Annotated in this window: 20 protein-coding genes; 8 read left to right on the plus strand and 12 right to left on the minus strand. The window is 66.2% G+C overall.

Features of this window, described 5'->3' with window-relative positions; translation table 11 throughout:
- Positions 1 to 5: 5 nt before the first annotated feature.
- Entirely contained in the window at positions 6 to 335 is a 330-nt protein-coding gene (locus JOF46_RS03575) for a hypothetical protein (protein WP_113764223.1), read from the minus strand.
- Between the two features lie 58 nt (positions 336 to 393).
- Complete coding sequence (locus JOF46_RS03580) at positions 394 to 948, minus strand: CGNR zinc finger domain-containing protein (RefSeq protein ID WP_209906057.1); 555 nt, start codon at positions 946 to 948, stop codon at positions 394 to 396.
- 147 nt (positions 949 to 1095) lie between these two features.
- On the opposite strand from JOF46_RS03580, the gene JOF46_RS03585 reads away from it, so the two are divergent.
- A complete protein-coding gene (locus JOF46_RS03585; RefSeq protein WP_342592349.1) occupies positions 1096 to 2070 on the plus strand; it encodes an EamA family transporter in 975 nt (324 codons plus the stop codon).
- Positions 2071 to 2173: 103 nt separating this feature from the next.
- Here JOF46_RS03585 and JOF46_RS03590 read toward each other — a convergent pair whose 3' ends face one another.
- The 3 genes from JOF46_RS03590 to JOF46_RS03600 form a co-directional block, all read right to left on the minus strand.
- A complete protein-coding gene (locus JOF46_RS03590) occupies positions 2174 to 4480 on the minus strand; it encodes a heavy metal translocating P-type ATPase (protein WP_209906058.1) in 2307 nt (768 codons plus the stop codon).
- 83 nt (positions 4481 to 4563) lie between these two features.
- On the minus strand, positions 4564 to 4890 hold the full coding sequence (locus JOF46_RS03595) for a heavy-metal-associated domain-containing protein (protein WP_209906059.1): 327 nt from the start codon (positions 4888 to 4890) through the stop codon (positions 4564 to 4566).
- Positions 4891 to 4930: 40 nt separating this feature from the next.
- On the minus strand, positions 4931 to 5260 hold the full coding sequence (locus JOF46_RS03600; protein ID WP_209906060.1) for a metal-sensitive transcriptional regulator: 330 nt from the start codon (positions 5258 to 5260) through the stop codon (positions 4931 to 4933).
- Between the two features lie 83 nt (positions 5261 to 5343).
- Between JOF46_RS03600 and JOF46_RS03605 the strand changes: the two genes are divergently transcribed.
- A complete protein-coding gene (locus JOF46_RS03605; RefSeq protein ID WP_209906061.1) occupies positions 5344 to 6612 on the plus strand; it encodes a carboxylate--amine ligase in 1269 nt (422 codons plus the stop codon).
- Positions 6613 to 6930: 318 nt separating this feature from the next.
- Here the strand turns inward: JOF46_RS03605 and JOF46_RS03610 are convergent, their stop codons facing one another.
- Complete coding sequence (locus JOF46_RS03610) at positions 6931 to 7347, minus strand: VOC family protein (RefSeq protein WP_209906062.1); 417 nt, start codon at positions 7345 to 7347, stop codon at positions 6931 to 6933.
- A gap of 355 nt (positions 7348 to 7702) precedes the next feature.
- Between JOF46_RS03610 and JOF46_RS03615 the strand changes: the two genes are divergently transcribed.
- On the plus strand, positions 7703 to 9013 hold the full coding sequence (locus tag JOF46_RS03615; protein WP_209906063.1) for a helix-turn-helix domain-containing protein: 1311 nt from the start codon (positions 7703 to 7705) through the stop codon (positions 9011 to 9013).
- Here the strand turns inward: JOF46_RS03615 and JOF46_RS03620 are convergent.
- Positions 9010 to 10818 (minus strand): HNH endonuclease signature motif containing protein, encoded by a 1809-nt coding sequence (locus JOF46_RS03620; RefSeq protein ID WP_209906064.1) that lies wholly within the window; start codon positions 10816 to 10818, stop codon positions 9010 to 9012. The two genes, JOF46_RS03615 and JOF46_RS03620, sit on opposite strands and share 4 nt — an antisense overlap.
- Before the next feature lie 305 nt (positions 10819 to 11123).
- Between JOF46_RS03620 and adh the strand changes: the two genes are divergently transcribed.
- The 3 genes from adh to JOF46_RS03635 all read left to right on the plus strand — a co-directional run bounded on the left by adh (position 11124) and on the right by JOF46_RS03635 (position 14467).
- Positions 11124 to 12647, plus strand: coding sequence for an aldehyde dehydrogenase (adh, locus tag JOF46_RS03625; RefSeq protein ID WP_209906065.1), 1524 nt, complete (start codon positions 11124 to 11126; stop codon positions 12645 to 12647).
- Between the two features lie 216 nt (positions 12648 to 12863).
- Positions 12864 to 13889 (plus strand): alcohol dehydrogenase AdhP, encoded by a 1026-nt coding sequence (adhP, locus tag JOF46_RS03630; protein ID WP_209906066.1) that lies wholly within the window; start codon positions 12864 to 12866, stop codon positions 13887 to 13889.
- Between the two features lie 164 nt (positions 13890 to 14053).
- Positions 14054 to 14467, plus strand: coding sequence for a DUF779 domain-containing protein (locus JOF46_RS03635; RefSeq protein WP_209906067.1), 414 nt, complete (start codon positions 14054 to 14056; stop codon positions 14465 to 14467).
- Between the two features lie 15 nt (positions 14468 to 14482).
- On the opposite strand, the gene JOF46_RS03640 is transcribed toward JOF46_RS03635, so the two are convergent.
- Together JOF46_RS03640 and JOF46_RS03645 are read right to left on the minus strand one after the other, a co-directional pair.
- Positions 14483 to 14815, minus strand: coding sequence for a helix-turn-helix domain-containing protein (locus tag JOF46_RS03640; protein WP_209906068.1), 333 nt, complete (start codon positions 14813 to 14815; stop codon positions 14483 to 14485).
- Positions 14816 to 14868: 53 nt separating this feature from the next.
- Complete coding sequence (locus tag JOF46_RS03645; RefSeq protein WP_209906069.1) at positions 14869 to 15348, minus strand: type II toxin-antitoxin system RelE/ParE family toxin; 480 nt, start codon at positions 15346 to 15348, stop codon at positions 14869 to 14871.
- 157 nt (positions 15349 to 15505) lie between these two features.
- On the opposite strand from JOF46_RS03645, the gene JOF46_RS03650 reads away from it, so the two are divergent.
- Positions 15506 to 15937 carry an acyl-CoA thioesterase gene (locus JOF46_RS03650; protein ID WP_209906070.1) on the plus strand — a complete coding sequence of 144 codons (432 nt, stop codon included), beginning with the start codon at positions 15506 to 15508 and terminating at the stop codon, positions 15935 to 15937.
- Positions 15938 to 16243: 306 nt separating this feature from the next.
- Positions 16244 to 17404 carry an epoxide hydrolase family protein gene (locus JOF46_RS03655; RefSeq protein WP_342592351.1) on the plus strand — a complete coding sequence of 387 codons (1161 nt, stop codon included), beginning with the start codon at positions 16244 to 16246 and terminating at the stop codon, positions 17402 to 17404.
- Between the two features lie 221 nt (positions 17405 to 17625).
- Here JOF46_RS03655 and JOF46_RS03660 read toward each other — a convergent pair whose 3' ends face one another.
- The 3 genes from JOF46_RS03660 to JOF46_RS03670 all read right to left on the minus strand — a co-directional run bounded on the left by JOF46_RS03660 (position 17626) and on the right by JOF46_RS03670 (position 20746).
- Entirely contained in the window at positions 17626 to 18441 is an 816-nt protein-coding gene (locus JOF46_RS03660; protein WP_209906072.1) for an ExeA family protein, read from the minus strand.
- Complete coding sequence (locus tag JOF46_RS03665) at positions 18438 to 20015, minus strand: DDE-type integrase/transposase/recombinase (RefSeq protein ID WP_209906073.1); 1578 nt, start codon at positions 20013 to 20015, stop codon at positions 18438 to 18440. Before JOF46_RS03665 ends, JOF46_RS03660 begins: the two co-directional genes overlap by 4 nt.
- 86 nt (positions 20016 to 20101) lie before the next feature.
- Positions 20102 to 20746, minus strand: a complete 645-nt coding sequence (locus JOF46_RS03670; protein WP_209906074.1) for a helix-turn-helix domain-containing protein — start codon at positions 20744 to 20746, stop codon at positions 20102 to 20104.
- Positions 20747 to 20811 lie beyond the last annotated feature (65 nt).

A 20811-nucleotide genomic window follows, 5' to 3' on the forward strand; every position in this document is an offset into this window, starting at 1 on the left:
GGAGGTCAGAGCGCCGGCTCGGCGCCGTCGCGTCCGCCCCAGCGGTCCAAAAACTCCTCGTGTCCCAGCTCCTCCAGGTCGGAGCGGACCATCGCCACCAGTGACTCGGCCTCCTCGATGCTGCCGGCATTGATGCGCAGCACCTCGGCGTCGTTGTCGATGCGGTGGACCACGACGGCGGCACCGACGGCATCTGACCCGTCCCCGCCGAAGAATGCATCGACCAGGCCGGCCGCCCAGCGGGCCGCAGCGCGGACCGGGCCGTCATTGGACTTCTCCAGTTCGACTTCGTACTCGTCAGCGGCGTGCGGTTGCGGGACTTCTTCGCTGTTCACGGGGACTCCTCCGATCGGCGGGCCGAATGCACTTTCGCCCCATGGCTCCAGTGTATGTTCACAGCCCGGGTTTTTGCTCGGATTTTCGTTGGCGGTATGCGCGAACGTGCTCGCGGTTGGCGCAGTTGCCGGTGTCGCAGTAGCGCTTGGATCGGTTCCGGGACAGATCCAGCAGCACCGCCTCGCAGTCCGTGGCCGCGCAGACCCGCAGCCGGGACAATTCCCCTGAACGCAGCACGTCGACCAGTGCCATGGCGGCCTCGACCGCCATGCGTTCGCTCAGCGGCGCCTCCGGGGTGGTGGCGTGGATGTGGTAGTCCCAGCCGTCGTGCTTGACCAGCTGCGGCAGTGCCCGGGCGTTGCGCAGGATGTTGTTGACCGCGTCCACCGACCGTTCCTCGTCGGCCAGCCAGATGCCGTGCAGCTGGCTGCGCAGCTGGCGCACCGAACGCAGCTCGGCCTCGTTGCGGGTGCGTGATCCGGTGAACCCCTGCTGGTCCAGGAAGTGGTCGAGGTCCGCACCGGTGAGCAGGTGATCGGTGGACGGGGTTGCCGAGTTGATGAGCGCCACGATGGTGCCCAGGGCAACTTCTGTGTCAGGGGCAAAGATCATTGTGACTCCTGTGGGGGCGCGTGAATTGACGGATAAACCCGTAAGGTTCTAGTGTCATTAGCATACATACTTTTACTCCTGACAGTCGATTTGGCTCCCGTGCCCCCTCGTCCGTCGGAGCAACCTCGCCCCAGGGAGCGTTTCGCCGTGCCAAGAGAAGAAATCCATACACAGGTGGCACCTCCGGCACCGCTCCCGGTCTCCGCGCCGCTGCGCAAGCCACGCATGGGCGGCATCGGCATCGCCCTGTTTTCCTCGGCGGTGTTCGGGGTTTCGGGTTCGTTCGCCAAGGCGTTGCTCGAAGCCGGATGGAGCCCCGCCGCGGCGGTCACCCTGCGCATGGCCGGAGCCGCGCTGGTGCTGCTGCTTCCGACGCTCTTGGTCATGCGCGGCAAGTGGCCGCTGGTGGCGAGCAACTGGAAGTCCATCCTGCTCTTTGGGCTCTTCGGCGTCGGCGCCTGCCAGTTCTTCTACTTCCTGGCCGTCGAACGGCTTGACGTCGGGGTGGCGCTGCTGCTGGAATACCTGGCGCCGGTGCTGATCGTGCTCTTCCTCTGGGTGAAGTTCCGCAAGCGGCCCAAGGTCATGACGATCGGGGGCACGCTGCTCTCGCTGGCCGGGCTCGTATTGGTCCTGGACCTCACCGGGGACACCCGTGTCGATCCGATCGGCGTGCTCTGGGGATTGGGCGCGGCAGTGGGGCTGACCGTGTACTTCTTCGTCAGCGCCCGGGCCGACGGCGCGCTGCCGCCGATCGTGCTGGCCACCGGCGGGTTGCTGGTCGGAGCGGTGACCATGGGGCTGTTGGCGCTCGTCGGCCTGCTGGAAATGAAGATGACCTTCGTGCCGGTGCGGTTGGCGCAATGGGAGACGCAGTGGTGGGTGGCCCTGGGCGGGCTGATCCTCATTTCCACCGTCATTTCCTACGTCACCGGGATCATGGCGGCCCGTGCACTGGGCTCGAAGCTGGCGTCCTTCATCTCCCTGACCGAGGTGCTCTTCGCGGTGCTCTGGGCGTGGCTGCTGCTGGGCGAACTGCCCGCCGGGATCCAGCTGCTCGGCGGCGTGTTGATTGTCGGGGGAGTGCTGCTGGTGCGTGCCGACGAACTGCGCAGCCCGTAGCGGACTGACGCCTCGACCTGGACAAGCCAAACGCCGGCCCCCTGCGCCTCCCGGGCAGAAGGGACGGGGGTCCGGCGTCGTGGGGACGGACGGGAGAGAGGGCCTACTTGCGGCCGAAGCTGCGCAGGCGCAGCGAGTTGGCCACCACCAGCACGGAGCTGGCGGCCATCGCGGCCCCGGCGATCATCGGGTTCAGGAACCCGAGTGCGGCGATCGGGATGCCGGCGGTGTTGTAGGCGAAGGCCCAGAACAGGTTCATCTTGATGGTGCCCAGGGTCTTGCGGGACAGCTCGATGGACTGCGCCACCTGGGCCAGGTCGTTGCCCATGATGGTGAGGTCCGCCGCCTCGATGGCGACGTCGGTGCCCGATCCCATGGCGATGCCGAGATCGGCTTGGGCAAGCGCCGGGGCGTCGTTCACACCGTCGCCGACCATGGCGACAACCTGCCCGCGGGCCTGGAGCTCACGCACGGCCCGGGCCTTGCCGTCGGGGAACACATCGGCGAAGACGTCTTCCTCGGCGATGCCGACCTGGGCGGCAACCAGCTTGGCTACCGCGGCGTTGTCGCCGGTGAGCAGCACCGGGCGCAGGCCCAATGCCTTGAGCTTGGCGATGGCGGCGGCGGAGGATTCCTTGATGGTGTCTGTCAGGTTCACCAGCCCGGCGAAGGCCCCGTCGACGCCGACCATGATGGAGGTGGCCCCGGCCTGTTGCGCCGAGGCCAGGTCGGCACGGTGCGCATCGGTGAGTTCGATGCCGTTTTCCTTCAACCAGCTTTCCCTGCCCGCGACAACCACTCGGGTGCCGACCGTGGCGCGCACGCCGCCGCCGGGTGCGGAATTGAATCCGCTGGTCTCTCGCAGCGGTGCCTTGGCGCGGGCGGCGGCGGCGATCGCGTGGGCGATCGGGTGCTCGGAGGGTGACTCGGCGGCGCCGACCAGGGCCAGCAGCTCCGACTCGTCGAATCCAGCGGCCGGGCCCAGCGAGGTGACGGCGAGGTTGCCCTCGGTGATGGTTCCGGTCTTGTCCAGCAGCACGGTGTCGATCTTGCGGGTGTCTTCCAGGACCTGCGGTCCGCGGATCAGGATGCCCAGCTGGGCCCCGCGACCGGTGCCGACCAGCAGCCCGATCGGCGTGGCCAGCCCCAGGGCGCACGGGCAGGCAATGACCAGCACGGCGACGGCTGCGGTGAATGCGGAGTTCACCTCACCGGTGAACACCAGCCAGAGGATGAAGGTGAGCACCGCGATGACCAGCACGATCGGCACGAAGACGGCGGAGATGCGGTCGGCCAGCCGGGCGATGGGTGCCTTTCCGGTCTGCGCCTCGGATACCAGCCGGCCCATCTGGGCCAGGGTGGTGTCAGCCCCGACGCGGGTGGCGCGCACCAGCAGGGCCCCGGAGGTGTTGATGGTGGCACCTGTGACGGTGTCGTCCGGTCCCACCTCGACGGGAACCGATTCGCCGGTGACCAGTGCGGTATCGATGGCCGAGTGCCCGGTGACGACGAAACCGTCGGTGGCGATCTTCTCCCCGGGGCGGACGACGAATTCGTCGCCGGGAACCAGTTCGGAGGCGGCGATCTTGGTTTCCACGCCGTTGCGCAGCACCGTGGCTTCCTTGGCGCCCAGGTCCAGCAGGGCCTTCAGCGCGTCGCCGGCACGCGATTTGGCGCGGGCCTCTAGCCAGCGGCCGAGCAGCAGGAACGTGGCCACGACGCCGGCCGTTTCGAAGTACAGCGCGTGTTCGCTCATCGACATGCCGATGTGGGCCGTGATGTTCGGGTCGGCTATCAGCTGCCAGAGCGAGAACAAGTAGGCTGCCAGCACGCCGATGGACACCAAGGTGTCCATCGTGGAGGCGAAGTGGCGGGCGTTGATCGCCGCGGCGCGATGGAACGGCCAGGCGGACCAGAAGACCACGGGCGTTGCCAGGACGAGCGCAACCCAGCCCCAGTGGGGGAATTGCGCCCCGGGAATCATGGAAATGATGAACAGCGGCACCGTGAAGATCGCACCGATCACCAGGCGCTTCTTCAGCTCGTCTCCCGCAGTGTCCGACGCGTGGTTGGTGCCCAGTTGCTTGCTCGGTTCGCCGGCGGCGGGCGAGGTGGCTTCGCCGGATTCCCCGTTCCCGGGGATCGCGGGGGCTGCCGTGGTGGAGTACTGGTCGACCTTGAGGCTTGCCTGGTAGCCGGCTGACTGGACCGTTGCGATGAGCTGTTCATCGCTGACGTTTTCGGGGACCGTGATGCGTGCCGATTCCAGCGGCAGGTTCACGAGGGCCTCGACGCCGTCGATCTTTCCAAGTTTTCGCTCGACTCGACCCACACAGGATGCGCACGTCATGCCCTGGATATCCAGTTCGACGATGCGTTGGTTGGCCGGGAACGTGATGTCGTTGCTCATGATTCCATTTCTTGTCTCGGCCGCGAGGGGGAGGGGCCGGACGCCTGGTCCGGCCCCCTGCCCTGGGACGAGCGGGGAGATGCCTAGGCGCTTGCGGAGACGAGCGTGTAGCCGGCCTCCGTCACTGCGGCTTCGAGAACCGAGTTCTCGACGGGGGAGTTGGTGGTGACGACGGCGGTGGATGTTCGTCCGGCAGACAGGATGACCTCGACGTTGCTGACACCGGGAACCTCGTTGAGTTCCTCGTTGACGGAGGCTACGCAGTGGCCGCAGGTCATGCCGTCGATTTTCAGGGTGATCGTGCTCTGGCTCATGGTTTCCTCGGAGGGCTTGGTGGTGATGGTGAGGCCTTCGTTTGAGTTGCTTCCGCAGCCGCAGCCGCCGCAACCGCAGCTTGATTCGTTGCTCATGTGTTCTCCTTGTGGGGTTGTTGAAAAGTGGTGTGGGTGCCTAGCGCAGCAGGCGGCCGATGGCGGTGGTGACCTCTGCGACCTTGTCGTCCACGTAGGACTGGTCCCCGGTCTCCAGCGACCGGGCCGCGGCGTTGACCACGCAATGTGAAACGTGGTCCTCGACCAGCCCGAGGCTGACCTTGTGCAGGGCGGCGTTGATGGCGGAGATCTGGGTGAGGATGTCGATGCAGTACTTTTCCTCGCCGACCATGCGGCTGACCCCGCGGACCTGGCCCTCGATGCGGCTGAGCCGCTTGAGCAGGGCCTCCTTGTTGGCCGTGTATCCGTGGTCAACGTGGGCGTCGGTGGGGGCTGCAATGTTTTCCATACCTCAAATGATACCCCCTGAGGGTATGTTGTCAAGTACCCCCATGGGGTATTCGATTTGTGGCGGGTTGATAGTTTTGGATCATGCAGATCAGCGAGAACCAGCCCTTCGTCCCTGTCATTCTGGGCGGTGACATCGGCGCCTACTCGTTGGCGCGGGAGTTTCACGAGCAATACGACGTGCATTCGGTGGTCGTTCCCTCGGTGATGACCGGAATCACCGAACATTCGCGGATCCTGCTGCCCCGGCCCTTCGCGCAGCAGGACGACCCGGGCGCATTTGCCGCCTTCGTCTCCGAACTGGGACGCGAATTCGGCGGCGCCAACGGCACCAAGCGACCGCTGCTGCTGCTGGGTGCTGCCGACCAACACATCCGCTTCATCGCCACGCACGCCGACGAGCTCTCCGAATGGTTCACCATCCCGTACGTCGGCAACGCGGAACTGGACCGGGCCACGGAAAAGGACGCCTTCTACCAACTCTGCCGCGACCTGGGCGTGAGCTACCCGGCCACGGTGGTCCACGACTGCGCCGGCGGTTCCGTTGACGCCCCGGCGCTGGAAGCCGAGCTGGCCGCGGAAGGGGTGCCGTTCCCGGCCATCGTGAAGCCATCGGACGGGGTTGCCTGGGGAGCCCTGGAATTCCAGGGCAAGAAGAAAGTCCACACGGTCGCCTCGCTGGCGGAACTCACCGAGCTGGTGGCCAAGGCGTCAGCCGCCGGGTATACCGGCACCCTCGTCGTCCAGGACCTGATCCCGGGCGATGACAGCGGCATGCACCTGGCCACGTTCTTCAGCGACAAGGCCGGACGGGTGCGTTTTGTCTCCTGCGGCCGGGTCATCGTCGAGGAACATGCTCCCGGCGCCCTGGGGAACTCGGCGGCCATCGTCGCCCAGCCAAACGACGTCGCGGTGGCCGAGGGAACCCGGCTGCTTGAGGAGCTCGGATGGACCGGCTTCTCCATGTTCGACATGAAGCTGGACCCGCGCGACGGGGCCTACAAGTTCTTCGAGCTGAATCCCCGCCTCGGCCGGAACCACTTCTATGTCACCGCGGCCGGGCACAACGTCACGCGCTTCTACGTCGAAGAGTACCTGCGCGGCGGACTGGCCGGAGGCAACGACCTGCAGGTGGCCAGCGAACGCCACCTCTACAACATCCTTCCGCTGCGGCTCCTGCGCCGCTACGTGCCCGGCGACATGAAGAGCGGGGTGGAGGAACTGATTTCGTCCAAGCGGTACAGCCACCCGCTGTACTACAAGAAGGAAACCAACCCCAGGCGTTGGCTCTACATCCTGCTGAGCACCGTGAACCACTACCGCAAGTTCAAGCGCCACCACCCTGCAGCCTAGAGTTCCGAACCCGGCCCGGCGTAGAGTGAAGAAAAGCCCTCGGGGGCGGTTCAAGGGAGGCAACAATGGGTGACTACAAGTTGTACACGGATGCCGAGCGTGCGTCGTATCTTTCACCGGCTTGTGAGCGTTGCGGACAACGCCGGCACGTTGTGTGGGAGGACAAGGGCGAGGCCGAAGCCCACTGGTCGCCTCGCGACGCCGGTTGCACCAACGAGGCCTGCACGGCCTGATCCGGAACGATCCCGAAGGACCAAGCGGGCACAAGCATGAGGCGTGTCGCCGGGCAATACCCGGCGACACGCCTTTCACATGCGGCTAGGCGCCCTCGGTGGCCGACATGTCCATCCAGCCGACCTCCCATTCGTGCCCGTCGGGATCCAGGAATGCCACCGAATACATGCCCGGGAACTCCTCGGCGGCCTCGCGGTAAATCGTGCCGCCATGGGCGAGGGCACGGCTGGCGAACTCGTCGACCTCCTCGCGGGTCTCCCCGCTGATGGCGTTGAGCACCTCGCGGGGTCCGGCACCGTAGGTGGCCTTGTCGCCATTGCGCAGGAATGAGGAGTAGAACTCCTCGGTGAGCACCATGACCCAGATGGTCTCGGTGATCATCCAGGCGCTGGCGACCTCGTTGGAGAAATCGGTGTTCTTCTCGAATCCCAGCCCGGCATAGAAAGTGTCCGAGGTTGCCAGGTCCTTGGTGGGAAGATTGACGAAAATCATGCGTGCCATCGGATCGTTCCTTTGTTGGTGTGCGATGGATGAGTCGGGAAATGATCCCGCCCCCATGATCCGTGCCCGCCCGCTGCGGTGGCAATAGCGGGCGGCATATTCCGACCTTCGGATCGCCGGACACGGCTTGGCCTGCCAATTCCCCCAAGCCTTGGCCAATCGCCCGATTCCCCGCGAGCGGCGTGCGATTCGCTGCGTTGAGTGGCGAAACTCGCCCTTGGCGGCCCGCGCGAACCCGCCGGGGTTCTGCTGTAGTTGAATCTCCCCTAAACTAGGAGCTAAATCGTGAAGGGGGTCACACTGGGTGCCGTGTGGGTGCCCATGCAGTGACTTCCTGACTCGTGGAAGGTGAAAGATGCCTCTGGTGACTCCGGCCTCGATGGCTCTGCAGCGCCGTGCGCTTGCTGCGCACGAGGACTTGGGAGCAGGCGCCCCGGACGAGGCGGCATGGCAGCTCCGCGATGTGGTCCGCGAATCATGGCTGCGCTCGCTGGGGTACAAAGACAGCGTCGAGTCCAATGCCCACACGGTTCTCAGCGACGAGGCGCTGCGGGAATTGCGAACCGCCTCGCCGCTGCGCCTGGTGTTGCCCGTCTTTGACCGCCTGCTTCTGGAGCCGACCCGAGACACCAGCCTGATTCTTGCCATCGGTGACCCCAGTGGTCGTCTGCTCTGGGTCAAGGGCGATAGCCAAGTGCTGCGTGACGCCGAATCCATGGCATTTGTTCCCGGTGCGGACTGGTCCGAACGCGCCGTGGGAACATCCGCACCTGGAACCGCACTGGTCACCGGCGCGGGAGTGCAGGTTGCCGGTGCCGAGCACTTCGACCCCATTGCCCATCGTTGGAGTTGCACCGCGGTTCCCATCCACTCTCCGGACACTGGGGAGATGCTCGGGGTCGTGGACATCACCGGCGGCGCAGATGCCGTGGCCTCGCACTCACTGGCGCTCTTGAAGGCAGCCGTCGCTGCGGCCGAGTCGGAACTGCGCTGGCACCAAGAGCATGCCGAACCGGAACGCAAGACCTTCATCGTTCCCGCCTCGTTCAAGCCGCGGGCGGCACCTGTCCTCGAAGCCACGCTGCACCTGACCTCCGGGTCGGGTGCGGAACTGCGCCGCGACCACAAGAGCATCGAGCTTTCCACCCGGCATGCGGAGTTGCTTGCGTTGCTGAGCTGGCACCCCCGAGGCCTCAGTGGCGAGGAGCTTGTGGAGCTGTTACACGTCAATCCGGATGCGGCCGACGTGGGCACGCTTCGTGCCGAACTGGTGCGGTTGCGCAAGGTGCTTGCGGACTTCGACGAGTCGCTGGTCCCGCTCTCGCGTCCCTACCGGTTGGGAAGCCTGCCGTGGTGCGATGCCCGCGAGGTTCTCCGGGCCATCGAGAAGGGCGACCTGGACGCTGCACTGGCGCATTACGCGGGTCCCATCCTTCCGCGTTCGCTGGCCCCCGGCATCGAAGAGATCCGTGACGAGGTGTTCGCGGCCCTCCGCCAGGCCATGCTGCAGGACGGCAGTGACGCCCAGCTAGTGCGTTTCCTGGAACAGCCGGAGGCCCAGGGCGACGAAGAGGTCCTCCGCACCACATTGCAGGTGTTGCCACCCCGCTCCCCGCACCGCGCCCTGGTGGTCGCGGCGCTGGAACGGATCGAATCCCGAGGTTAGTCGGTGAACATCGGCGGGGTGTAGCCGGCGGTTCGCAGCTCGGGATGCCAGTAGAGGTTCCGTTCCGGGTCCCCTCGGGGCTGGCCCGCCCGGGCGATGACGTATGGGATCCCGTTGACCATTTTCAGCGTGATCAATCCGGCATGCACCTGCAGGTGGTGTTCAAGGCACAGATTACAACCATTATCCACACTAGTCAGACCGCCATTGACCCAAGGCTTGACGTGGTGGGCCTCGTTCGTGGAGGCCGGCCGGCGGCAACCGGGGATCACGCAGCCGCGGTCACGGATCGCGATGGCCTTGCGCTGCGCCGGGGAGAAACCGCGGACCTCCCGGCCCAGGTCCAGGATCTCGCCCTCCCCGCCCAGGAGCACAGGGAGCAGGTCGCCGTTGCAGGCAAGGCGGCGGATGTTCACCGCGGAAATGGGACGGCCGTGGTCGGTGATCCCGGCGTCCTCGCACTGGCCCAGCAGCGCGCGGTACCCGATCAACACCCCGATGCGGATGCGCATGCCCCCGGACTCCGGGACGCCGGTGCCTTCCAGTGCCCCGCCGATGGCCGCGATGATTCCGTCGAGCAGCAGTTGCGGGCTCGTGCGCTGGTCCCCGCCCTCGAGTGATGGCCCATTTTCGTTGGCGGCGGGACCGCAGTCCCAGGCGCTGCGCGGGGCGTCGGCCGGGTCGGCGCCCGGGGCCAGCGCCCAGGCCGGGGCCGGGGTCCCGGCAGGGGAGGCCACGGTCCCTGGATCCTTGGTTTCGGGCGCCGAGGTCTCAGCCGCCGTGGTTTCGGAAGGTGCGTGGTTGCCCGGGGTGTCCGGTTTGTCACCGGATTCCCGGGCGGCGGGTTGCTCGTCGGGTTCTGGGGCTCCGAGTCCGGTGCTGGTGGTGTTGCGGGTGCTGGAAGCCGAGGCGGGCGGGAGCTTGGCGGATCGCGGGTTGGTCCAGGCCTCGCCGAAGGCGCGGATCGCCTCGGAATCGATGGGATCGCAGCGCAGCAGGTACTCGTCGCATCCGTTGCGCTGGCCCTTGTAGAACATCCCGCGCCTGGCGATGATCTCTTCGTCGGTGACCGGCGCCCCGTTTTCCGCCAGGTAGGCGCCCCAGTCGGCCAGGGCCTTGTGCCCGTGTTGCGGTTCGTTGGTGCCCAGCTCCCGGGCCAGGTCCCGTTCGATGGCCTCGGCGAGGTTCGCCGCGTCGGGGCGCGCGGCGATGCGCGGGCCCATCGAATTAAGCTTCCCGGCCAGCTGCGCCAACGTCCCCACATCCGCAGCCCCCTCGGCTGCTGCCCGGGCCAGGATCGGGAATGCCGGGGACCCGGGTGCGGAGCCGGGTTCCATGGCCGCGCCCGGTGGGGGTGGGACCGGGGCGACGAGTAGCCGGGCACCGGCAAGCCGGCGGCGCGCCTCGGTCTCGGAGATGTGCAGGTGCGACTGCATCCAGGCGGCGGTGGTTCGGTGAGGGGCCATCCCCTGGCACATCGCCTCCGCCGGAACCGGGGCGGTGCCGGCGGCCAGCTCCCGGGGGTCGGCGGCCAGGGCGTCGATGGCAGCGGCGGTATCCGGGTCCAGCCGATGCACCTGCGCCGCGTCGGCGGCGAACACGGCGCTCAGCTGCCCGAATGCGACCGCCCGGTTCCCCTGCTCGTACAGCCCCAGCACCAAGGCGGCGGAGGCAGCATCCAGGTCCGCGGACCCCAGCCGTTCCTGCGCGGCACGCAGCGCCAGCACCGCGTCGGCAAGCTGCCGGATCGCGGTGTCGGAGGGTGCCGGCCCCCTCGGGGTGCCGGTTGGCGCGGTGGTGGTCATGAACCCCAGTCTGCGCCGATCGGGCCCGGCGCGAGGCCGGGGAAACCCAATGTGGGGGGAAGTGGAACAGCGGCCCGAAAAGCTTCCTGCCCGAGCATCAAGGAAGAGCGGGGGAAGCGGGATGCTCGGGCCCGTCGGAGTCCATGGGAAGGCGGGTTGGCTTGGTGCACCTCCGCGGGAATCCGCGGGATCCCGTTCGAGCGGCAACGTTGCAACCTGGCGTGCAACGTTGCCGCAACCTCTGTGTGAGTAGGCTCACATTAAGCAACAAGTTCACCACCCCCACCCATCTCCAAGGAGTCGTCATGACGGTCTACGCCAACCCCAACACCGAAGGTTCGCTCGTTCACTTCAAGTCCCGGTATGACCACTACATCGGTGGCCAGTGGGTGGCCCCCGTCAAGGGCCAGTACTTCGAAAACATCACCCCGGTCACCGGCAAGGGCTTCTGCGAAGTCGGCCGCGGCACCGCCGAGGACATCGAAGCGGCACTCGACGCGGCAGAGGCCGCAGCCGGCCCGTGGGGCAAGACCAGCCCGGCCGAACGCGCGGTGATCCTGAACAAGATCGCCGACCGCATCGAGGAAAACCTGGAGATGCTCGCGGTCGCCGAAACCTGGGACAACGGCAAGGCGGTTCGCGAGACCATCAACGCCGACCTGCCGCTGGCCGTGGACCACTTCCGCTACTTCGCCGGCGCCATCCGCGCCCAGGAAGGCGGCCTGTCGCAGATCGACGAGAACACCACCGCGTACCACTTCCACGAGCCGCTCGGGGTGGTCGGGCAGATCATCCCCTGGAACTTCCCGATCCTCATGGCCGTGTGGAAGCTGGCCCCGGCGCTGGCCGCGGGCAACGCCATCGTCTTGAAGCCCGCCGAGCAGACCCCGGTCTCGATCCTGGTGCTGATGGAACTGATCGGCGACCTGATCCCGGCCGGCGTGCTGAACGTCGTCAACGGCTTCGGCGTCGAGGCAGGCAAGCCGCTGGCCTCCAACAAGCGCATCCGCAAGATCGCATTCACCGGCGAGACCACTACCGGCCGGCTGATCATGCAGTACGCCTCGGAGAACCTGATCCCGGTCACCCTGGAACTGGGCGGCAAGTCCCCGAACATCTTCTTCGAGGACGTCGCGGCGAAGGACGACGCGTTCTACGACAAGGCCAAGGAAGGCTTCACGATGTTCGCGCTGAACCAGGGTGAGGTATGCACCTGTCCCTCGCGCGCACTGGTCCAGGAGTCCATCTACGACTCCTTCATGGCCGACGTCGTGGAGCGCACCAAGGCCATCAAGCAGGGCAACCCGCTGGACACCGAGACCATGATGGGAGCCCAGGCCTCCAACGACCAGCTGGAAAAGATCCTCTCCTACCTGGACATCGGCAAGGCCGAGGGCGCCAAGGTGCTCACCGGCGGCGGACGCGCGGAGCTTGGCGGGGACCTCGAGGGCGGCTACTACGTGCAGCCGACCATCTTCGAGGGCCACAACAAGATGCGCATCTTCCAGGAGGAGATCTTCGGCCCCGTCGTCTCGGTCGCGAAGTTCTCCGGCTACGACGACGCGATCGAGATCGCCAACGACACCCTCTACGGGCTGGGCTCGGGCGTGTGGAGCCGCAACGGCAACACCGCCTACCGCGCCGGCCGCGACATCCAGGCCGGCCGCGTCTGGGTCAATCAGTACCACGCCTACCCGGCACACTCCGCCTTCGGCGGCTACAAGTCCTCCGGCATCGGACGCGAGAACCACAAGATGATGCTCGACCACTACCAGCAGACCAAGAACCTGCTTGTCTCCTACTCGGAGGACAAGCTCGGCTTCTTCTAAACCGGCACGCGCCCGCGGGGCCGGCGGCGCAGAAGCCGAGGTCCCCGCGGGCAACCGCCCCGGTTGCCCCACCCCCAGGCAGCCATCGACCGCCTCACCATCCTCCACGCAGCAACCCTTTCCACCCTTCTTCGGTGGCGCGGGATCAAGGTCTGGCACCAATGGTGCATCCCCCTGTGCCCCGCGCCACCGGTACAAAGCAAAGGAAACACCCCCATGAGCACCATGCGCGCAGCCATTGTCGAGAACTTTGGCGACGAACTCACCATCGGAACCACCGCCATCCCCGAGCCCGGCCCGGGCCAGGCGCTGGTGAAGGTCATCGCTTCCGGCGTCTGCCACACAGACCTGCACGCCGCCGAGGGAGACTGGCCGGTCAAGCCGAATCTCCCACTGGTCCCGGGCCACGAGGGCGTGGGCAACGTGGTCAAGGTCGGCCCCGGGGTCACCGAGGTCAAGGTCGGGGACCTGGTCGGCAACGCCTGGCTGGCCAGCGCCTGCGGCAGTTGCGAATACTGCCGCACCGGCTGGGAGACCCTCTGCGAGTCGCAGACCAACGGCGGCTATTCGGTCGACGGTTCCTTCGGCGAGTACATGCTGGTCGATGCGAAGTTCGCCGCCCACATCCCCGAGGGATCGGACCCGTATGAGATCGCCCCGGTGCTCTGCGCCGGAGTGACCGTCTACAAGGGCCTGAAGCAGACCGAGGTGCGCCCCGGCCAATGGGTCGTGATCTCCGGCATCGGCGGGCTCGGGCACATCGCGGTGCAGTACGCGGTGGCCATGGGCATGCGAGTCGCGGCCGTCGACGTCGCCGAGGAGAAGCTGGCACTGGCCCGCAGCCACGGCGCCGAGGTCACGGTCAACGCGTTCGCCGAAGACCCGGCCGAGGCGATCCAGGCTGCAACCGGCGGCGCCCACGGCGTGCTTGTCACCGCGGTGCACCCGGCGGCATTCGGCCAGGCCATCTCCATGACCCGCCGCGGCGGAACCATCGTGTTCAACGGCCTGCCGCCGGGGGACTTCCCGGCACCGATCTTCGACATCGTGCTCAAGGGCCTGACCATCCGCGGCTCGATCGTCGGCACCCGCCAGGACATGGACGAGGCGCTGGAGTTCTACGCCCGCGGCCAGATCAAGCCGACCTTCCACACCCGCCCGCTCGAGGACGTCAACGCGGTCTTCGACGAGATGAAGCACGCTAAGATCGACGGGCGCGTGGTCATCGACTACGCGAAGTAGGCGGCTGCCTGTCGGGCCGCAACCAAGGACATCGCCGGCCCCCTGGAACGAGGGACGGGGATAGCAGAAACAGTTCCACACCTCCCGCCCGGCACCTTTCCCCCAAGACGGTGCCGGGCGGTGGTGTCTGCCAGGGAAGCCACGAAGCACAAGGGAGCAGAACCATGGAAAACGTCATCGAGTCGGCGCCGCGTATCACCGGCGAGGAATTCTCGCGCGTCGCGTTGGCGTCCGAGGCGGCCGACCTGCTGCGCCTGCTCTGGGATCGGCACGGGCCGCTGATGTTCCACCAGTCCGGTGGCTGTTGCGACGGGTCCTCGCCCATGTGCTTCCCGGCCGGCGAATTCAAGACCGGGGATTCGGACATCCTGCTGGGGACCTTCGAGCTGCCCGATGCCGGCGGCGGGGTGCTGGGGGAGCTGGACTTCTGGATGAGCCGCGAGCAGTTCGAGTACTGGAAGCACACCAAGCTGACCATCGACGTGGTCCCCGGGCGCGGATCGGGCTTCTCGGTCGAGGCCCCGGAGGGCAAGCGATTCCTGATCCGCAGCGAGATCATCGAGTTCCCCGTCGGCTGAGGCGGCCCGGCCGAATCATGCTGGGTGGAGGTCGGGGGAGTCCTTGGGCAGCAGAACCAGTTGCATCCCCAAGGCGTCGGCCAGCCTGATCAAGGTATCCCGGGTCGGGTTTCCGAGACCGCGTTCGATGCGGCTGATATCTGCCTGCTGGACCCCGGAGCGCTGGGCCAGCTGCGGTTGGGTCAGTCCGGCGAGCTCGCGTGCCGCGACAAGGCCTTGGCCCAATGCGTATTGGGCACTGGTTTCCGAGTCCAGTTGCGCGCCCAGGGCCTTGGAAAACTCCTTCACATCGGAGTTCCATTGGGTGCGGAACGGGGCAACGAATTCTTCGTACGGCTGTGTGGGCATCTTGACCTCCTGGCGGCGTCGTACCTGGAACAAGTATGTGCTGACGCACATATTCATGTCAAGGTCTCTTCTCTCCATGCACGAAGGATTTTTCTCGCCTTCTGGATTTCGCGCTCTTGGCGCCTTGAGGAGGGATCTTTTCCCTTGTCATACCCTTGGAAGAGGACAACGATCCGGTTCCCGTGGAATGTGCAGAATATACGAAGCAGGACAGGTTTTTGGGCCCACGATGGGAGCATCTGTCGTTCTTCTTCTTCAGCTATTCCCGTGTTGACGATGGTGGAAAACGACCGGCGTATGCGAAATTCGTACAGCCCCTCCTTGAGGGGCTTACCCCATTCCGTTTCACATATTCTTGGCCCGAGCGGGACGAGTATCTTGCCGATTGCGGTGTCGACCACGGCCTGATCGTACGGATCGAGTTTTGCATACCATTTTCCAAACGGTGATCGGCCGTTCGCGCTATTCCAGATTTCAACCTTCCAGCCGTTGGGACTTTCGTTTTCGGGTGACAGGTATGTACCGATGTCCATGCAGTTCCTTTCTGGTCTTGCAAGTGTGGGCCGCTCCGGAGGAACAGGTGAAGGCAGCCCCGCACGCTGTGCATAACTTCCATCGCAGGGAGAAAACGCGGCTGCCGATGTCGTAAACAACTGCGCACATTGGCCGGGATCTGGTGCAATAGGGAACATGAGTGAAAACAACGCCGTGGCCAGCACCGGGCCCATCGACATGGAATTGCAGTTGCGCTGGTCCGACGAGGACGCGCTGGGGCACGTGAACAACGCCCGCGTGGTCACGCTGATGGAGGAGGCGCGGATCCGCTGGACCCAGCCGCGCAGCAAATCCGGACGCTTCCCGCACGGGACCGTGGTCGCCTCGCTGAAGCTGGACTACCTGCGTCCGCTGTACTACCAACCGACCATGGTGATCCAGCTGTCGGTGGTGCGCATCGGCACCAAGTCCTTCTCGCTGCGCCACGTGGGGATCCAGGACGGGTTCCCGGTCTTCGACGGCGTCTCGGTGATGGTGCCGCTGGCCGAGGACAAGACCTCGAGCCGGGCGATCAACGACCTGGAGCGTGCCTGGCTTGAAAGCGCGTTCGTCGCAGCCGACGCCTGAGCCTGCCATGCACCTGTCCGCTGGTGCCCAATAGTTGGAACCCTTTGCAGCAAACGGGACTGCGTGTCTCGTCAACGGGGCTTTGCGCGGTGATAGCTTCTTGCCGGATGACGCCGGTTTGAGCCGTGGTAGCTTGTTTTTGGGTTGCCCCGGGAGCAAACCCCAAGCCAGGTAGGCATCGCCGGAATTCGTGGTCGCGCTTGCCCGGTACGTTCCGCGACGGGGAGGCTCGCCACCAGGCCAAGCACACATCCGTTTGGAAACAGCGCCACCGGATCACCATCCGGCAGACGAGAGGCAAATCGAGTGTCGACAGTTCCGCATGAAGTCAGTTTTGACGCCGAGTCAGTGAAACAACTCAAGTCCCGCATTGCCATGACCAGATGGCCACGGCAGTTCGGGGTCGGCGATTGGGACTTTGGAGTCGACAATGGGTATCTGCGCGGCCTGGTCGGTTACTGGCGCGACGGCTTTGACTTCGAGGCCGCAGCACAACGGATCAATTCGATTCCGAACTACCTGACCGTCATTGACGGGTTGCCCATCCACCACTTGCACTCCCGGTCGGCCGAAGGCGACGCGACACCGATTTTGCTCCTGCACGGTTGGCCCGGCTCGATCGTTGAATTTCTCGAGGTCATCCCGAAGCTATCGGAACCCCGCGAGGCCGGCAAGGAATCCTTCCATGTCGTGGCCCCCTCGCTGCAGGGATTCGGCGGTTCCCCCGGGATCGACGAACCCGGGATGTCGCCCATCCGCATTGCGCACCGCATTGCCTCGTTGATGGAGGAACTGGGCTACGAGCGGTTCATCGTGCATGGAGGAGACTGGGGAACCCTTGTCGCCACCCACATCGCGTCCCTCTACCCGGAGCGGGTCCTGGGTTTGCACGTGACGTTGACCCATCCCATTCCGCCAGCCGATGTGCCCGATCCGATGGCGTTGGTACGGGAGCACGAGCTGAAATGGCTGGAAGAGAACGAATTCAATGCCATCGACGGCCGGGGTTACTTCGAAATACAAAAAACCCGCCCGGAGACCTTGGGATTTGCGCTCACCGACTCCCCGGTGGGGTGGTGCGCCTGGGTCTTGGACAAGTTCCACCAGTGGACCGACTGCGAACGAGACGGGACCAAGGACATCCGCAACGCGGTGAGCTGGGACCTGTTCCTGACGAACCTGTCCTTGTACTGGTTCACGGACACCATCTCGTCCGCCATGCATTTTTACCGGGAACAGTACCTGGCGCTGAGATCGGGCCAGGGAACCGCCGGGAAAGTCATGGTCCCGACCGGTGCTGGAATATTTCCCCAGGAAATCCTCAAGTCACCCAAGGCCTGGATGGAGCGGCGATTCCCGTTGGTGCATTGGACGGAGCATCCGGCGGGAGGCCACTTCGGGGCCATGGAGCAACCAGGGTTTTTCGCCGATGACCTCCGGGAGTTCGCCCGCAAAATCGGAGGCTAGGGAGCGCCAACTCGACCCCCGGAATTCTTTCTTGCCGGACGACACCTGGATTCAAGCGTGCGGCAAGCGTCGAGACGTCCTGTTGACCGCCGCGTTATTTGACGATGAAGCCGCCACGTGGTTTGGCGACGACCGGGGCAGGGAAACGCCCCTCCGGGAAAATCCCGGAGGGGCGTCCATGGCCAACGCGGCGGCGTGGTCGTCAGCGGCGCCGGGTGCCGCTATTCGGTGAACTCGGTGACCGCCGACTGCGCCGCGGACTGGTCCACGATCGCGCCCTGCATTGATCGGGTGGCCATGAGCGCGGCCAGGGCCAGGTTGTTCACGGTCCGCGGGTAGCCGCGGGAGGCCTGGTGGATGACCTTGATGGCGTCCTCGGAAAACAGCGGATCGGCCCGGCCGGCGAACCCCAGGTGCCCCTTGATGTAGTCGGCGGTGTCCTCCAAGGTCATCGGGCCGATGGTGTAGCGGGTCCCGATCCGCTGGTCCAGGGCCGAGAGCACCGCCATCTTCAGCTGCCGGCGCAGGGTCGGCTGGCCGATCAACAGCAGCGCGAAATGCGACTCCGTATCCATGGAAACGTTCGAAAGCATCCTCAGCGCCTCGAGGTCCTCCACCGAAAGCAAATGGGCCTCGTCGATGACGATGACCGGCAGCCGGGAACGCTCGTCCAGTTCCCCGGCCAGCAGGGACGCGGCCTGCGCTGCCAGTGCCCCGGAGAAGAACGAGGGCGTGGAGCCCAGGGCGGTGACGATCGCCGAGCGGATCCCGCGGATCCCGATGGTCGGGTCCGGGACATAGATGATTTGGTGGCGGGAGGGTTCGAGCTGGTCCAGGGCGGCGCGGGCCGCCACGGTCTTTCCGGCCCCGACCTCCCCGGCGATCACCCCCATGCGGCGGTGCTCGATGCACCAGCGGATCCGGGCGACCGCCTCGCGGTGCCCGGGATGCTGGGTCAGCGCGGCCGGCGGGATGGCACGGCCGAAGGGAAGCCGGGTGAACCCGAAATGCGTCTGCAGGGTGGAGATCGAACTCATCGGACGGCCCCGGCTTTCCGCTCGGTGTTCTGCTGGATGTCGGCGAAGCTGATCGGCGCGGCGGTGCGTGACTCGCGGTGCCGGGTCGCCACCAGATCCAGGTAGTTGATCCCGGTGCTGATGTTGGCCGCTGCGTCGTGGTCCCTCACCGCATTGGCGACCTTGGCGTGCACGTGCCGCCCGATCTTCAGGATTTTCGCCTGCCCGGCCGCGTGGCCGTGGTGGTTGTTCACCGCGACCTGCCCGTCCAGGTCGAAGGGGTCATAGACCAGTTCCACCCTGGTGCCGGCCAGCAGCGGATCGACCTCGTAGGTGTTCGCGTGCAGGGACACGGTCCCGGTCTTGGTGACCGTGCGGACATCGGACCAGAGGAACGCCTCGCGGATCGCCTCCAGGGACTTGCGCACCGGTTCCCGGTGCTCCCAGGCCGCCTCCCAGCGCGCCAGGGGTGTTTGCCCGGTGCTGGTGTGTTGCCGGTGGTGGTAGGCCATGTTCACCCACCCGGTGAACAAGGTGTTCAGCTCCTTCAGGGTGCTGATCTGGGAGCCAGCCTCCGGGTCGGTGCCCGGAAGCATCGGGGTGTCGGTGACCGTGATTTCCCCCAAAAACTGGCTGGTGACCGTCGAAAAGAAGCGTTCGATCTTGCCTCTTCCCTGGGGCCGGTAGGGGGCCGAATGCACGAGCCGGATCCCGAGCTTGGCGCAGGTCCGCGACAGGGACTTGTCAACCATGGCGGCCCCGTTGTCCAGGTATACGACCTCGGGGATGCCGTAGGTTTCGAAGGCCGGCCGCAGCACCGCGCCGAGCCTGATGGCGTCCTCGGCCCAGGCCCAGCGGGCGGCGGTGACCATGCTGGAATGGTCGTCAAGGAACGCGAAGAGGTAGGTTTTCCTGCCGTTGATTTTCGGCCCGTGCAGGGCATCGCCCACCCAGATCTCGTTCGGATGGTCGGCCTCGAAGCGGCCGGTGGCCACCGGCCGAACGCCGGTGGGAATGTTCCTGGAGCGGAAGTGGCGCAGCAGCGTGGTCTCCGAGGGCGCGGTGCCCATGGCCTCGGCGATGATCCTTTTGACCTGCGCCGCGGTCCGGTTCGGTTTCTCCCGCTTCAGGGATTCGGCCAGGGCCAGCACGGTGGAGTCGGTGTAGGGTGCGCTGGCGCGTTCGTCGGGTTTCAGCCCGTCGAAGCCGTGGTCCTGCCAGGCCTTGATCCAGCGGTCCAGGGTTTCGCGGGAGTAGCGGCGGGTGCCGCCGAACGGCCACGGGTGCTCGACCTCGGCCAGGGCGCGGACCAGGGGCCCGCGCTGCCGGGTCGTCAGGGAATGGTCGGCCGCGGCCCGGATCACCTGGTAGCGGAAGAGGGCGATCTTCTCGCGGTGTTCCTTGCGCATCAGCGGGGTCGTGGCCCGCGGGGCCGGATTCGGCGGCACCGGGGAAAGAAGGGACGCCGGCGCCGGTACGGCGTGGGGCGCCTCCTGTGGGAGGGCCGGGCCCTCCACGAACAGATGCGGAACAGGGCCCGGTGGCTGCGGGGCAGCACCAAGCTCAAGGGGTGGGTGGGCTGGAGCACTGGTCATCAAAAGATCCTTCCGGTGGGGTGAAGCACGGGTCCGCGCAGCCTCCGGGCATCCGGAAACGACACGTGAATCCCACCTTTGCCCACTTACCGCTGTCGCGGCAGGGCGGGTACGTGTTGCACGCCTTCGGGCCACCCGGCCTCGCTGAAGAACCACGGACCATGCGCGAACAGGGCGGCGGAATGCCACGTCATGGTGACCACGGTGCCGGCGGCCGTGCCGTGCAGGCGGGCCAGGACCCGGGCGTGGGCCATCAGCATGCCCAACGCATGGGCCGCGGCGGTCTTTGCCGGTGCCGGCCAGAATTCCAGGGCCTCGGCGGTCGCCCGGTGCACCCGGGCGGTGAAGGCTTCGGTGATGGCCGGGGCGTTGGTCTTGAAGGTGCGCAGCCAGTCCCGCACCGTGGACTCGGGCCGCTCCAGGATCGCAGCGATCTTCCGGTACCCTAGTCCCTGGGCGGCGCCAAGTTCCACGGCCTGCCCGATCACCTCCGCGTGGTCGGCCCGGCGGCAGGCAAACTCGGCGGGCAAGAGGATGTGGGTGGCCCGGCAGCCGCGGCAGCGGGCCCGGCGAGGGGTGACCCAGCGGCTCCGGATCGGTGTTCCGCAGCGGATGACCCGTGCCGTCCCGAAGCCCCAGGGCCGCAGCCGGTCCTGGCAACGCGGGCAGGGAAGTTCGCGGCCCAGGAGCTGGGATTCGACAGCGGCGGGATCGTGGCTTACCGTAAGCATCAGCGCGACTCGATTTCGCGTCAGAACGACCTGGTGCGGCTTCGAAACTGGCACCGGGTCGTTCG

Source organism: Paeniglutamicibacter psychrophenolicus, from assembly GCF_017876575.1.
GTDB classification, from domain to species: domain Bacteria; phylum Actinomycetota; class Actinomycetes; order Actinomycetales; family Micrococcaceae; genus Paeniglutamicibacter; species Paeniglutamicibacter psychrophenolicus.